The organism is Bradyrhizobium murdochi (assembly GCF_000472965.1).
Lineage (GTDB): Bacteria > Pseudomonadota > Alphaproteobacteria > Rhizobiales > Xanthobacteraceae > Bradyrhizobium > Bradyrhizobium murdochi.
The window spans coordinates 36,878-50,620 of sequence record NZ_AXAU01000009.1 but is presented as its reverse complement, the minus strand read 5'-3'; the positions used below and the strand labels follow the sequence as shown (position 1 = coordinate 50,620).

Below are 13,743 nucleotides of genomic sequence, written 5' to 3'. Positions count from 1 at the left end.
TGGGCAAGCTTGCGGTTCACGAAATTGCCAGATTTTAAAATGACTTCCAGCCTATCTCGAAAGCTTGCCGTCAGCATCGAACGCTGGCCCATCGCAGGCGCGTTCACCATCAGCCGCGGCGCCAAAACCGAGGCGGTCACCGTCGTCGCCACCGTGAGCGAGGGAGGCTGTACCGGGCGCGGCGAATGCGTGCCCTACCCGCGTTACGGCGAGACGGCGGAAGCAACGCTTGAAGCCCTTAATGCGATGCAGGAACCGCTTGCCAAGGGACTGGACCGAGCGGCCCTGCAGGCATCGATGCCGGCCGGCGCCGCCCGTAACGCGCTGGATTGCGCGCTATTGGACTTCGAGGCCAAGAGCTCCGGCCAACGAGTCTGGACGCTGCTCGGACGGCCGGCGCCAACCGCCTGCACCACCGCCTTCACGATTTCGCTGGGCACGCCGGAGGCGATGGCGTCGGCAACGGCCAAGGCCGCGGATCGGCCGCTCCTCAAGATCAAGCTCGGCGGCGATGGCGATGACGCGCGGATTGCGGCGGTCCGCAAGGCGGCTCCCGATTCCGAATTAATCGTCGATGCCAACGAAGCCTGGACGGCGGACAATCTCGAATACCACCTCGCCGCCTGCGCCAACGCCGGGGTCACGCTGGTCGAGCAGCCGCTGCCGGCCGGGCGCGACGAGGCGTTGGCCCGCATCAAGCGCCCGGTCGCAGTCTGCGCCGACGAAAGCGTGCATGAGCGCGCCTCGCTGGAAGGCCTGCGCGCGCGCTACGATGCCGTCAACATCAAGCTCGACAAGACCGGCGGGCTGACGGAGGCGCTCGCGATGGCGGATGCCGCCCAGGCGCTCGGCTTCGAGATCATGATCGGCTGCATGGTCGCGACCTCGCTGGCGATGGCGCCGGCCATGCTGCTCGCGCAGCAGGCGAGATTCGTCGATCTCGATGGCCCTCTGTTGCTGGCGCGCGACCGCGACGGCGGCCTGCGCTACGACGGCAGCTTGGTCTATCCGCCGGAAGCCGCCTTGTGGGGCTGATGCGCGAGCCGGTCCCGCGCCAGCCAGACCACCAGCCCGCCGAGCGCGGCCATCGCCGCCATCACATAATAGATGCCTTGTCCCCAGGTCTCGTAGATCGTGCCTGACCCGACCGAGGCGAGGCCGGCGACGATGCCGCCGCAGGCGGTCAGGTAGCCCTGTGCGCGTGCCATCACGTGGCCAGGCACGTGATGCAGCATCAATCCCATGATGCCGACCTGCGTCAGCCCGAAACTTAGTGCATGCGCGAGCTGGACGATCGCGAGAACAGCAAGCGGCAGGTCCTGCGCCGTTAGCACCCAGCGCGCGGCCGCGCTCAGCGCCGCGATCACCACCAGCATCGATGGTTGCAGGGTGAACCGCGGCGACAGCGCGAACAGCACGATCTCGGCGATCACGCCGAGCACCCACAGAACCGCAATCGTCAGCCCGTCGAACCCCGCTTGTTGCCAGGCAATCGACGCGAAAATGTAATAGGCGGCATGGCTGCCCTGGATCAGCGCCGACGCCACGATGATCGCGAGAAAGCCGCCGTCGCGCAGCAATGCACTCGCGCCGCCGGTGACCGGGCGGGCGCTCTTGACGTCGTCCAGCGGCTCCAGCGCAAGGCTGGCCAGCGCCCCGAGCGCCGCCGAGCCGGCGATGATCCAGATCAGGTTTCGGGCGGCGATGAGGTCGAGCAACATTCCGCAGACCAGCGCGCCCAAGACGAAGGCGGCGGAGCCCCACAGCCGCAACGGCCCATAGTTGAGGCCGTAGCGCTTCACTCCCCGCAGCGCATAGGCATCCGTCAGCGGCACCATAGGCGTCCACAGGCAGCAGGTCAGCGCGTAGATCAGGAACACCAGTATCGGCAAATGCTGGGTGCCCAGCACGAAAAAGCCCAAAGCGGTGGCGAAGGCGGTCAAGATGATGCCGCCGCGCAATGCCTGCCGCCGTTCCGCAAGGCCCGTCACCACCGGAAGGACGGTAAATCGGCTGACCGGCGGCACGGCCGTGATCAGGCCTATCCAAAACGCATCGATCCCGACTGCCTTCAACCATACCGTGAAAAACGGCAGATGGGTGCCGGTCATGCCGAACAGCGTGCCGTAAAACAGCGCCACCCGGGTCGCAAATCGCTTCGATGCACCTTGAGAAGCGATGGGGATTTGTGATTCGCTTGGCATCAATTCAATTGCGATTCGGTCAATATCGTGTTGTTTCGTTATCGCAATGCGCGCCGATTTGCGCGAAGAGTTTGACATGGCCGACGAAGCATTCGCCCTTTCGCCGATCTCAGCACGCGCCGCGCTGCCGAGCGAGGAGGACTATGCTGCAATCGCCGAAGCCTTCATGGAGACTTCGCGAGGCCGCTGGTTCCTGACCGAATACGCCAAGCGCAACCGCAATGCCGACACCCGCATGGTGCTGGACGCGGTGGCGCGGATCGAGCAAAGCCTCGCCGCCCAGCGGGAGGAAAACCTTCAGCGGGAAGAAAGCCTTCGCCGGGAGGACGGCCTTTCGGCGCAGCAGGCGGCGGAGGCTGTCGCCGCGGCGGCGGCTGCGCAAGAGCGCCTGACCGAAGCGCTCGCCTCCATCCGTGGCGCGGTCGAGGCGGCCGAGGAATCCGCGGTCGAGGCGCTCGACAGCCTCGCGCTGGAGCAGCGGCTGGCCCCGGTCCGCAAGGGCGCGCGGGTGCTGCGCGAAATCGCTTGGCGGTTGCGGGAAATCGGCAATGACGGGCGAATTTGCGACCTGATTGATTCGCAGGTCACCGTCATCGAAAAGGGCACCGAACAGTTCTCCTCCGAGGAGGCGCGAGCAGCGCTGCGTGCGGCCTTCGCCGCTCTCCAGGGCCGGCTAGTGGAATTCGGGGACGAGGACCAGTCGCCAGCGCCGGCTACCGAGGCCGAGGCGGCATCGCCCTTCCCGGCCGCGCAGGAAATGCCGCCGGCAGCGGAGACAGCCTTCGCGCAGGAAGCACCGGTAACTGAGACGCCGTTCGCTTCGATGGCCGCATCTGCGGAGGCCGTGCTTGCGGCGGCGGAAGCCGTGCTGACGGAAGCAGAAACGCCGCTGGCTGCCGAAAGCGCCACGGCTCCGGAGGCCTCGGTCCAAGATACCGCTGTGCAAGACGCAACCGTCCAGCACGCGGCCGCCCAAGACAACTCCGTCCAGAATGCCGACGCCCAGGCCGCTGATGCGCAAGACGCTGATGCACAAGACGAGGCGGTCCTCGACATGATCGCGATGGAGATGGGCGCACCGGATCCGATCAGTGACGAGGAGATCGCCGAAGCGATAGCCGAGCAGGTCCGCTTGGCGGAGCCTGCGCCGATTGCTCCTAAAATTGTCGCCAAGGCGCCCGAGCCGGTCGCCGCACCGCCGCCGCCGGATCAACCGTCCCCACCGCCCGCGGCCGCATCGGCGTCTGTGCCGGCGGTGGAAGTGTCGCTCGGCTCGACACTCATTGCGAGCGGGATACTGCGAAAGCCGGTCACGGCGGCGAACGACCCGCTGGCTCCGATCCGGCGCATGAGCCAGGCCGAGAAGATCGCGTTCTTTTCGTGAAGCGCTGCCCCTGAAGCTCATTACGCTAACAACACGCCCACGCGGGCGGCTTATCAGCGTCCATGCCCGATGGGACGATCCTCAATGGCCCACGTGAACAGCTCCACCAAGCTTGATCGTCCGCAGCATCATGGCGAGTGGCACGGCGGCAAGCGAGATCAGCATCAAGACCCAAAAGGCATCCATGTAGGCGAGATACGACGCCTGTGTCTGCACCTGTTGTCCGATCCACTGGATCGCCTGATCATGCGCTTGGGCCAGTGAACTTCCGTGGCCCGCGAAGAAACTCGTGACCTGCTGCAGCGTATCCTGATATTGCGGATTGGACGGCAACACCTGCTCGACCAGCCGGCTCTGGTGGAACTGCTCGCGGTGCGTCAACACGTTGGAGACGATCGAGACGCCGATCGAGCCTCCGGTGTTCCGGGCTGCGTTGATCAGGGCGGAAGCCTGGTCGGTCTTTGATGGTTGAATGCCGTCATAGGATGCGGCCATGATCGGCACGAAGATCAGCGGCAGTCCGACGCCGAGCAGCATGCGCGAGCGCGCCAAGAACCAGAAGCCGATATCGGCGTACACGTTAGTCATGGCGTACATGGAAAGAGCGCAGACCACAGCGCCCGCGGCGATCAAATATTTGGGCTGAACCTTGGCGGCCAGACGACCGACCACGAACATCATCATCATGGTGACCACTCCGCCCGGCGAGAGCACGAGGCCTGCCCAGGTGGCGGTGTAGCCGAAATCCTGCTGTACGAGTTGCGGCAGGAATTGCGTGGTCGCGAGCAGGATCGCGCCGGTCGACAACATCACCAGGAAGCAGGCGCCGAACTGGCGGGTCGCTACCATGTGCAGGTCGATGATCGGATGACGGCGGCTCAACTCCCACGGAATCATCAGCATAAACGCCAGGATGCAGATGGCCGTGAAGATCACGATGAAGCGTGAGCCGAACCAGTCGTCCTCCAGGCCCCGATCCAGCACGACTTCCAGAGCACCCAGGAAGGTTGCAACCAACACGAAGCCGACCACATCGAACCCATCCCCTTGCTGCTGCGCTTGCGCACGCGCGGTCGGGGACTCCTGCAGGAGCAGCGCGATTAACGCCATCGCGATCACGCCGACCGGCACGTTGATCAAGAAACACCAGTGCCAGGAGATATTGTCGGACAGCCAGCCGCCGAGCGTCGGCCCGACCACCGGGGCCACAACCACGGCGACGCCGAACACCGCAAAAGCCTGGCCGCGCTTCGCCGGTGGAAACGAATCGGCCAGGATCGACTGCGCGACCGGCACCATGCCCCCGCCACCGAAGCCCTGCAGCATGCGGCACAACAGCAGCGCATTCAGATTCGGAGCAAAGCCGCACAACAGCGAGCTGAGCGTGAATGCTCCGAGACAGATCAGGAAGAACGTTTTGCGGCCCAGCGTTCGGGCCAGGAAACTGGAGGCCGTCAGGATGATGGCGTTGGAGACGAGATAGGTGGTGACCACCCAGGACGCCTCGTCCTGGCTCACCCCCATGCCGCCTGCAATATAGGGTAGCGCAACATTGGCGATGGTGGTGTCAAGCACCTCCATGAAGCTTGCAAGCGCGACCAGCATAGCGATCATCCACGGATTAGCCACGCCGCCGCTCGCGGATGCGGGAGGCTCGGCCCGGATGACCGCGGAGTTCACAGTTCGCTCCTCAGTCGCTCATAGAGCGACGGCCTCGGATCGATCCGCGCGGTGGGGACTACCGACATGCCCGGGCCGAGCGCGACATCGGTCGGCGGATTGTCCATGACGATCTTGACCGGCACGCGTTGGACAATCTTGACGAAGTTGCCGGTGGCATTCTGGGCGGGCAGCAGCGAGAACGCGGTGCCGGACCCGGGCTGGACGCTCGCGACATGACCGAGGATATTGCGCTCCGGATAGGCATCGATCGCGAGCGTCACCGGATCACCCGGCCGCATGTGGTCGAGTTGCGTCTCCTTGAAGTTCGCTGTCACCCAGATCTGATCCGGCACATACATCGTCAGGCTGTTGCCTGGCTGGGCGAATTGACCAGTTGCGGCGCTCAGGTTGACGACGCGCCCCGGCTGGGCCGCCGTCACCGTCGTGTAGGAGAGATTGAGTTGCGCCTGGTCGCGCTGGGCCTGGGCCTGCGCGAGGTTCGCAAGAGCGCTCTTGCGCTGCGCCTTCAACGACTCGACTTGCCGATTCGCCAGCTTGAGGGTTGCCTGCGCGCTCAGAAGTGCAGCCTGCTGCTGATGCAGTTGCGAGGTGAACTGCTGGGCGTTCTGAACCGTGCCATAGCCTGTTTGCTCCAGGTGTTGGAAGCGCGCCGCTTGCTGCTGTGCGAACACCAGTGCCGCCTGCGCCTGATCCACCTGCGCCTGGTTGGCGCCGATCTGTGCCTGCTGCACATCGAGCTGCGCGTCGATATTCTCGATGCTGGCTTGCGCGGCCGCGACCTGCGCCTGCGCCTGCTCGAGCGCCGTGCGAAAGTCGCGGTCATCGATGCGGGCGATCACATCGCCGGCTTTGACATGCTGGTTGTCGGTGACGGGGACGGCGGTGATGTAGCCTGAGACTTTCGGCGCGATCGAAAACTGCCGCGCCGCGACGAAGGCATCATCGGTAGATTCGAAATGTCTCGCGTAGTCCATGTAGAGGTAGCCGCCGGCGATCGCGGAGGCGAGTAGCGCTGCCCCGATCACGGAGACAACGGGGCGACGACGCAGGAAGCCGGCCCTGCGCTCTTTGCTGGCAGTCTGCGGCCGGTTTGCTTCTGGCGGATCGGCTGACGCAGGCGCTCTGGCAGCCGGCTCTTCGTGCGGGAGCCGAGCCCGCGCGGTGACTTCCTGTTGATCGAACTCGACGCTGGGCTGGCGGAGGTCCGGGACAGACCGCGGGCTTTCGACGCCATGGAGCACCCGCCCGTCCCGTTCCAAGACATTGTGTTCGGACATGCTGCCGCTCCTGCTGTCAGGCGCCTCAGCGACGCCGCACAAGAAACGAAACTGAGTCCGGCAAACAGGTCGATCAATAGGAACGAAACCGTTTCGTTCTCTTCAAACATCACAGTTGCGTGCATAGCTCAGCGGAGTTCGAAGGCACGGTTCAATCGCGATGAAAGCCACCAGTCTGTTGAAGAAGAAGCGAGCGCCGAAGCCAAGGCGCGCCACCGTGCGGTTTGGTCGCCCGCCGAAGGAGCTTGCCGTCGAGGTTGACACCCGCATCCTCGATGCGGCGCGTAAGGTGTTTCTGGAGCGCGGATTTGAAGGCGCGAGCATCGACGAGATCGCCGAAGTCGCACGTTCGGGTAAGCCGACGATCTATGCCCGCTTCCGCGACAAGCGGGCGCTGTTCACTGCAGTCGTAACGTGGGACATCCTATCTCGTATCGCAGAGTTTAAGGCCGAGGTGCCGACCGGCGCAACAATCGAGGCGCGCCTGATAAGTGCCGCAAGTACCCTGCTGCATTGGGGTTTGGACAGCGAGAGGATCGCGCTGATGCGGCTGGCAATCGCGGAAGCGCGCCGCTTTCCTGATCTGGCGAGCACGGTCGGCCGGAAGGCGCGTGATCTCAGCACTGAACTCGGGGTCCGGTTGCTGGGCGAGTTGACGCAATCCGACGAGCTTCGGTCGCTGCCGGCTTTTGCCCCAAAGCAACTGACAACGACTGCACGTTTCTTCCTTGATCTGATCGCCGTGCCGATGCTGCTCCGGGCGCTGTTCGAGGTGGACCTCAAGACGCTGGACGCAGAGATCGACGCGCACGTGGCACGCAGCGTTCCGTTCTTTCTTGCCGCCTGCAGGCGCGGCGGCGTGCGCTGAACCTTGCAACGACACCACTGACTCGGTCCTGAAGCCCGATACGCTGTCATGCGCCGCCGTGCCATCTCGGAAGATGGCGAACTTCAGGCGACGTCTGCTTGAGTCCAAAAAGGCGCCGGATAGCGGACCTCGATCAAGCCGCCCTGGGCTGAAACGCAGAGGTTCAACGAGAAACCGAAACATCGCGATCGTAACGAGCGATGTCGGAAGGTGTTTGCTGGCGATCATGCTCAAACAGAAAAAGGAGCGAGATGACGATTCGAAGAACAGCCATCTCGCTCTAGTAGGCAGGGAGGAGCTACGCGCTTCGGGTGGTAGGCTGCCACGCATAAGCCAACCACCCGATGCCATGGGAAATCAGATCGACGCCGAGCAGCAATCCGAGGACCCACAAGCCGGTCATCGGAAATCCAGTCAGAATGATGAGGCCAGCCACTATGCCGAACGCGCCGGATAGCAGCATGATCCAGCCCGCCTCTCGCCAATGGCTGATGCTGACCAGGATGCGGACGAAACCGGAAATCACCAACACCAGGCCGAGGACGTAGGTGAGAATCAAGGCACTGGCGACCGGCTGGCCCACCAGCACGACGCCAAAGGCGATGTACAGGATGCCGAGAAGCACCTGCCATACGAAACCTCCCCATCCCTTGGTCCAGAATGCATGGACGATCTCGAAGGCGCCGGCGACGATCGAAACCCAGCCGATGAAGATGGTGCTGATCACGGTGACGAGCATGACGTCGCCGAGAATCAGGAAGCCGGCCAGGATCAAGGCGAGTCCAAGCAGAACACAGATCCAGAACGGCGGCGCAGGCAGGTTGGTGACGCCCATCGGCGAGCTGTTGTTAATTGTGGTCATGGCAGTCTCCTCTATTTGGAGCGAAGCCGGCGGGAGTCGTGGCTAGCGCGTTCGCGCGAAGTTTGGCCGTCGCCGCGCCCGCCGGCTCATCGTTATCGCCACCTGCACACACGGCGACCACGGTGCCACCAGCAGACGCGGCGGGGACGCCGGTGGCGGTGCCAGCGATGACGGTGGATCGGCCGCCGTGGCGGGCGGTGAATCGGCCGCCCGGGCGGGCCCATCTGCACAGGCTCGGCCTTCTCCCTGAGATTGTCCGTCTTGGCTCCTAGATGCTTTTCCATCGCGAGCGGCATCGCTTCGACCGGATTTGCTACCAAGCCTGCGCCCAATCCAGCGGCGACAACACCGCAAAGAAGCCCCCGCAGCGCACTGCGGCGATCAATTGCATCCATCCTTGTTCTCCTTGCAGGGACGTCCCTCTCCTCGCCTTCTTGTCTTCAGTCAGGTCGACCTCGCTCGATCACCTGTAGGCGCATCGCTCGGTATCTCGCCCGGCAGATAATTCGGAAGCCGGCCGGCCGGGATGATCGCCAGCAGCGCAAGACCGGCCATGATCAACAGCCCGATTTTCAGCGCTCGCAGCCGCGCTTCGGTATTCACGCGCACCGCTTCCTCGACCTGCTGCGGCGTCGCGGTCGTGCTTTCCATCACGCTCCGCAGCCGGTCGTTGCTGACGAAGGTGATGTTGTCGAGATCGACCTGGCTCTGGATCTCCTTCGGCAGCTCGGGGCTGGCCGCGATACTGCTGAGCGCGATCGCACTCAACAGACCGACCAGAAGCGCACCCGCCACCGCCGTTCCAACCGCAGCGGCAAGATTTTGCGTGGTGCCGCGCAGCGACCCGACGTCGCCTGCGAGCTCCTTGGGCGAGGCGGTGACCAGCACGTTGAACAACAGCGTCACCAGCGACCCCTGCCCGATCCCGAACAGAACCAGGCCAATCAACACAGGAACCTCGCTCCAGTCGTTGCGCACGACAACGGCCAGCCACACCAGGCCAACCGTACACAGCAGGAAGCCGTAGCGGCCGATCTGCCGCGGCGTCAGCCGGTCGTAGACATTGACGATCAGCATCGCCGTGAAGAACACCGTCAGATTGAACGGCATCATCGCGATCGCAGTCGCAAGCGGTGAGCGGCCCTGCACGATCTGAATGTACAGCGGCACTGTGAAATTGAGCGCCGCCTCCAGCGCGACCACGGCAAACAGCGCATAGACCGCGCAGCGCTCTTCCGGCGAGTCGATCACCTCGAGCGCCAATAGCGGGGTCTTCCCGGCGGCCTGACGCCGATGCGTCCACATCAGGAATGCCTGCCCGAGCACGACGCCGAGAACGATCATGATCGGCGCCGGCGAAAGGCCAAGGTCGAACGGCGCGTTGGCGGTGGCCAGCGCCAGCCCCCATCCGTTCAGATTGTTGAAGCCGAAACTGATGAGGACGATCGCCGATGCCGCCAGAACCACACCGAGGGAATCGATATGCACGTCCGGGCGGCCATAGTCGCGCTTGAGACGGAAACTCAGGAGGAACACAATCGCAGAAACCGCGATCAGGATACCGAATGCCGGGCGCCAGCCGATATAGGTGCCGAGCACGCCGCCGATGACGAACGCCAGCACGCCGGCCGCCGCGCGCGCAGAGCCGAGCGCACCCACCGCCGTCGCCTGCTGCCTTCCCGTGTAATTCTCGGCGATCAGCGCCACCAGCGACGGCACGATCACAGCGCCGGCCGCGCCGCAAAGCGCTTGCGCTGTGATCATCAACGTCGCCGTGGGACTGAATGTCATCAATATCTGCGACGCGCAGAACAGGACCACTGCAAAGCGGAACACCTGCAGTGCGCCGAACCGCTGCGCGAGTTTTGCGCCGAGCATCACGAAGCCAGCCACGAGCATGGAATAGGCCACGACACCCGTCGCAACCGTCGTCGGCGGGACGCCAAAACTCTTCACCATCCCGCCGAGCGCCACCGGCAGCGAGGCGACATTATAGGACATGATCATCTGGCCGAGCGCGATGGCGATCATCGGTACCCATGACTCCCGCGCTTCTTCCCGGATTGCTCCGATCGACATCGAGTGCGTCGCCATGGTGTCCTCCCGAGCTGCTCGGTCCCGGATCGATCGAGCTATCGGCTCGATCAAGTCACTCTTTGCATCTGCTTCAGTTTTCCGGTTGCGATACGAACAGATCCATTCCCAGCCGCTGCGACAGGAACTTTGCCGCGAGCTGTCCCTTCACGCTGTTGCCGGCCGCGTCGAGCGGCGGCGCGAAGGTACCGAAGCCGCCCTTGCCGGGAGAGACCGCGACGATGCCGCCGCCGATCCCGCTCTTGCCCGGCAGGCCGATGTCGTAGAGCCAGTCGCCCGAGGTCTCGTATAGGCCGGCGGTAATCATCACGGTGAGCGCGTAGTGGCAGACCGCAGCATCCACGACGCGCTGCCGGGTGACCGGATTGACGCCGCCATCCGCCAGCGTCGCGCTCATGACCGCCAGATCCCGCGCACTCACATTCAGCGAGCATTGCTTGGTATAGAGATCGGTCGCCTGCTTGGCGTCGCAATAGATGCGGTCGTAGCTCTGCAGCAGCCGGGCGATACTGCGGTTGCGATAGTTGGTTTGCGACGCCGAGGCGTACACCTCCTCATTGAGCGTGAGCTTGCGCCCCGCAAACCGTGACAGCCCGTCGTGAATGAATTGCCATTGGCCTTCAGCCGTCAGGCCCGGCACGAGGCTGGTGGTCGCGATCGCGCCCGCGTTGACCATCGGATTGGTGCGGCCGCCGCCCTGCTCGATGGCCGCGAGGGAGTTGAAGGGCAATCCGGTGGCGTTTGCCCCAAGTCTTCTGCGCGCCTCTTCTGGGCCGATCGTCTCGCAAACAAGCGCGAACACGAACGGCTTCGACACGCTCATGATCGAGAATTCATAGTCGGTGTCGCCGGCCTCGTAGACACGCCCGCTGGTGCCAACGACGCAGACCCCGAACAGCTCTCGCGGAACCCTGGCGAGCGCCGGATAGACTTGTGAATTCTGTCCGTCTCCGTTCGACTTGAAACGCCGGTAGGCGTCCGACACCAGCTCTTGCACCAGTTCGGGTTCTGGCAGGTGTCCTGTCGAGATGTAGGGGCGTTCTATGGATTCCGAAATCGAAGGTGAGTCCATCGGACTCCTCCATCCAGCTCGACATGCTGCGCGCAGATGATCGAGCCGTTCGGCAACACGAGTTACATGCTGATAGACGGTCTGCGTCGACCGTCTCAGCTTCGTCTGACTTGCACGCACGGTAACGCTCTAAAGTGCATCGAGTCAATCACACAACCTTAAAGTACGTATGCGTCGGATGTGTTCCGTTACACAACTTTGTGACAAATCACGCGAACGCCGATGGCTCCGCATCGACAAACCTCCGCGAATTAGCGACCAATTTGACCGAGCGTGAGAGCGATCAGCGAGGTGCTCTGCATGGCCGCGCTTTGGACACTTCTTTTTGTCGCGTGGTACCTGTTGGGCCTCCCCTGGGGCGTTTAGCCTGAGACGGCGCGAGCGGCAGGATGCGGGTATGGACCAATGACGAAGCCGATCTCCGAGCGACACGTCAGCAAAGCCGCAGAGAATATGCTGGTCGATCCGCGCAACGGCGATATCGAGGATGATGCCGCCAGTCCGGGACAGCGGTCGCTACTGGCAATCGCCGGAAGCCTGCTGGTCGAAATCAGTTTGCCGAAGCTCTTGTTCGCCTGGACGATCTTGCTGTTGTTGCCGGCGGTGTTGCTCGGTCTGGCGCCGTTGCTGGCTTCGGCCTGGTTTTCCACCTTGTCGGAACAGCTTGCGGCGCTGACCGAAATCGGCGCGGCGCTGTTGCTGGCCGCGATCGTCGCGGCGGGTTGGATCGGATGGCGCCCGCTGCTTCGGATCGCCGAGATCAATTTCTGGTCGCTCAATGCACTCGCGGTACAGCCGGGCTATGCGTTTGTGCGCGAAGCCTTGCGTCATCTGGCTGAGCTGATCGTGGGAAAAAACTTGACCCGTGCCGGCCGGGCGCGCTTGCGCAGCGTCAATTCGGTTGGCGCCGGCATCTTGTTATCGGCATGCGCGGCGGTGATCGCGATACTCGCCTGGCCTGCCTCGCAGTGGGCTGGTAACTGGAGCGATCTGCTCTTGCTGCATCGGCTCGCCGTGCCCACGCTTGCGAATGCCGTCGTACTGATGGCGGGCTATCTGGCGGTCGCATCGCTGGTTTGGGGTTTTGCCGATGCCAGCATGCCCCAACCGCTCGATCTTGCCATGTTCGATGCCGCCTCGTCCGAAGGCCGCATCTGGCGCGTCGCGCATCTGTCGGATCTTCACGTGATCGGCGAGCAATATGGTTTTCGCATCGAATGCGGACGGGCTGGCCCGCGCGGCAATGGCCGGCTCGACCGAGCCCTCGCGCGGCTGGCCGCCATCCATGCCAGCAATCCGCTCGATCACGTTGTGGTCACGGGCGACATGACCGACGCCGGTCGCGCCAGCGAATGGGCGCTAGTCCTCGAAGCACTGGCGCGCCACCCGGAACTTGCCGCGCGCACGATCCTGTTGCCGGGCAATCACGACGTCAACATCGTCGACCGCGCCAATCCGGCCAGGCTCGACCTGCCGTTCAGCACCGGCAAGCGGCTGCGGCAAATCCGGACGCTGTCGGCGATGGCAGCCGTGCAAGGTGAACGGGTGCACGTCGTCGATGCCGACGGAAGGCCGGCCGCTACGCTGCAACAGGCGCTGGCGCGGCACCGCGACGCGATCGTGGCCATTGCGGAGTTTGGAGGTTTGCGCCGTGTCGCCGCGCTGCACAGCCTCTTCGACGACCAGTTTCCGATGATCCTTCCGCCGGAACCGGAAGACGGCCTCGGAATAGCTATCCTGAACTCGAATGCAAAGACCCACTTTTCCTTCACCAACGCGCTCGGACTGGTATCCGTCGAACAGGCGCATCGCCTCGAGGCAGCGATCGGATATTTTCCGCGGGCGCGCTGGATCGTCGCATTGCACCACCACCTGGCGGAATATCCCATGCCGGTGAAAGCATTTTCCGAGCGCATCGGAACGGCGCTGATCAACGGCAGTTGGTTCGTCCGCAGGCTGGAAGCGCTGGGAGATCGCGCCGTCGTGATGCATGGCCACCGTCATATCGACTGGATCGGCGCATGCGGCGGGCTAAAAATCATCTCCGCTCCGTCGCCCGTGATGGGTGCGGCCGACGCTGCGGCGACGTACTTCTATATTCATTCGCTGACGACCGGCCAGGATGGCCGTCTAGGCCTGTTGCCGCCCGAGCGGGTAGAGATCGAGGGCGACATCGACGACTAACTTTCTCAACCCCTCATCCTGAGGAGCCCGCAGAGCGGGCGTCTCGAAGGATGTAGGCCACAGACGGGGCCTCATGGTTCGAGACGCGCTTCGCGCTCCTCACCATGAGGGGCTT

The 13,743-nt window shown here is 63.8% G+C and carries 11 protein-coding genes; 4 read left to right on the top strand and 7 right to left on the bottom strand.

What is annotated here, in order from left to right; translation table 11 throughout:
* The first annotated feature begins 39 nt into the window (after positions 1 to 39).
* Positions 40 to 1,035, top strand: coding sequence for an N-acetyl-D-Glu racemase DgcA (gene dgcA / locus YUO_RS0118250; RefSeq protein ID WP_028348589.1), 996 nt, complete (start codon positions 40 to 42; stop codon positions 1,033 to 1,035).
* Here the strand turns inward: dgcA and YUO_RS0118245 are convergent.
* Positions 1,005 to 2,204, bottom strand: a complete 1,200-nt coding sequence (locus tag YUO_RS0118245) for an MFS transporter (RefSeq protein ID WP_028348588.1) — start codon at positions 2,202 to 2,204, stop codon at positions 1,005 to 1,007. The two genes, dgcA and YUO_RS0118245, sit on opposite strands and share 31 nt — an antisense overlap.
* 76 nt (positions 2,205 to 2,280) lie before the next feature.
* Between YUO_RS0118245 and YUO_RS0118240 the strand changes: the two genes are divergently transcribed.
* On the top strand, positions 2,281 to 3,588 hold the full coding sequence (locus YUO_RS0118240) for a hypothetical protein (protein ID WP_028348587.1): 1,308 nt from the start codon (positions 2,281 to 2,283) through the stop codon (positions 3,586 to 3,588).
* 81 nt (positions 3,589 to 3,669) lie between these two features.
* Here YUO_RS0118240 and YUO_RS0118235 read toward each other — a convergent pair whose 3' ends face one another.
* Positions 3,670 to 5,202 (bottom strand): DHA2 family efflux MFS transporter permease subunit, encoded by a 1,533-nt coding sequence (locus YUO_RS0118235; protein WP_051379513.1) that lies wholly within the window; start codon positions 5,200 to 5,202, stop codon positions 3,670 to 3,672.
* Positions 5,203 to 5,264: 62 nt separating this feature from the next.
* Positions 5,265 to 6,548 (bottom strand): HlyD family secretion protein, encoded by a 1,284-nt coding sequence (locus tag YUO_RS0118230; RefSeq protein WP_083754624.1) that lies wholly within the window; start codon positions 6,546 to 6,548, stop codon positions 5,265 to 5,267.
* Positions 6,549 to 6,708: 160 nt separating this feature from the next.
* Here YUO_RS0118230 and YUO_RS0118225 point away from each other — a divergent pair, with 160 nt between their 5' ends.
* Positions 6,709 to 7,416 carry a TetR/AcrR family transcriptional regulator gene (locus YUO_RS0118225; RefSeq protein WP_051379497.1) on the top strand — a complete coding sequence of 236 codons (708 nt, stop codon included), beginning with the start codon at positions 6,709 to 6,711 and terminating at the stop codon, positions 7,414 to 7,416.
* A gap of 298 nt (positions 7,417 to 7,714) precedes the next feature.
* On the opposite strand, the gene YUO_RS0118220 is transcribed toward YUO_RS0118225, so the two are convergent.
* The 4 genes from YUO_RS0118220 to glsA form a co-directional block, all read right to left on the bottom strand.
* A complete protein-coding gene (locus YUO_RS0118220; RefSeq protein ID WP_028348583.1) occupies positions 7,715 to 8,278 on the bottom strand; it encodes an HdeD family acid-resistance protein in 564 nt (187 codons plus the stop codon).
* Between the two features lie 92 nt (positions 8,279 to 8,370).
* The gene (locus YUO_RS48935; protein WP_156908671.1) at positions 8,371 to 8,673 is read right to left on the bottom strand and encodes a twin-arginine translocation signal domain-containing protein; all 303 of its coding nucleotides are present in this window, start codon (positions 8,671 to 8,673) and stop codon (positions 8,371 to 8,373) included.
* 49 nt (positions 8,674 to 8,722) lie between these two features.
* Positions 8,723 to 10,372, bottom strand: coding sequence for an MFS transporter (locus YUO_RS0118215; protein WP_028348582.1), 1,650 nt, complete (start codon positions 10,370 to 10,372; stop codon positions 8,723 to 8,725).
* Between the two features lie 73 nt (positions 10,373 to 10,445).
* Positions 10,446 to 11,444 (bottom strand): glutaminase A, encoded by a 999-nt coding sequence (gene glsA / locus YUO_RS0118210; protein ID WP_051379496.1) that lies wholly within the window; start codon positions 11,442 to 11,444, stop codon positions 10,446 to 10,448.
* A 405-nt stretch (positions 11,445 to 11,849) separates the two neighbouring features.
* Here glsA and YUO_RS41015 point away from each other — a divergent pair, with 405 nt between their 5' ends.
* Positions 11,850 to 13,628, top strand: a complete 1,779-nt coding sequence (locus YUO_RS41015; RefSeq protein ID WP_051379495.1) for a metallophosphoesterase family protein — start codon at positions 11,850 to 11,852, stop codon at positions 13,626 to 13,628.
* The last annotated feature ends 115 nt before the right edge of the window (positions 13,629 to 13,743 follow it).

What these genes read in the sequence shown, in the direction of transcription:
- YUO_RS0118235 (WP_051379513.1), bottom strand. Translation starts at nt 5,202, where the DNA reads ATGATCGCTATGCTGGTCGCGCTTGCAAGCTTCATGGAGGTGCTTGAC.
- YUO_RS0118220 (WP_028348583.1), bottom strand. Translation starts at nt 8,278, where the DNA reads ATGACCACAATTAACAACAGCTCGCCGATGGGCGTCACCAACCTGCCT.
- YUO_RS0118225 (WP_051379497.1), top strand. Translation starts at nt 6,709, where the DNA reads ATGAAAGCCACCAGTCTGTTGAAGAAGAAGCGAGCGCCGAAGCCAAGG.
- glsA (WP_051379496.1), bottom strand. Translation starts at nt 11,444, where the DNA reads ATGGACTCACCTTCGATTTCGGAATCCATAGAACGCCCCTACATCTCG.
- YUO_RS0118215 (WP_028348582.1), bottom strand. Translation starts at nt 10,372, where the DNA reads ATGGCGACGCACTCGATGTCGATCGGAGCAATCCGGGAAGAAGCGCGG.
- dgcA (WP_028348589.1), top strand. Translation starts at nt 40, where the DNA reads ATGACTTCCAGCCTATCTCGAAAGCTTGCCGTCAGCATCGAACGCTGG.
- YUO_RS0118230 (WP_083754624.1), bottom strand. Translation starts at nt 6,548, where the DNA reads ATGTCCGAACACAATGTCTTGGAACGGGACGGGCGGGTGCTCCATGGC.
- YUO_RS48935 (WP_156908671.1), bottom strand. Translation starts at nt 8,673, where the DNA reads ATGGATGCAATTGATCGCCGCAGTGCGCTGCGGGGGCTTCTTTGCGGT.
- YUO_RS41015 (WP_051379495.1), top strand. Translation starts at nt 11,850, where the DNA reads ATGACGAAGCCGATCTCCGAGCGACACGTCAGCAAAGCCGCAGAGAAT.
- YUO_RS0118245 (WP_028348588.1), bottom strand. Translation starts at nt 2,204, where the DNA reads ATGCCAAGCGAATCACAAATCCCCATCGCTTCTCAAGGTGCATCGAAG.
- YUO_RS0118240 (WP_028348587.1), top strand. Translation starts at nt 2,281, where the DNA reads ATGGCCGACGAAGCATTCGCCCTTTCGCCGATCTCAGCACGCGCCGCG.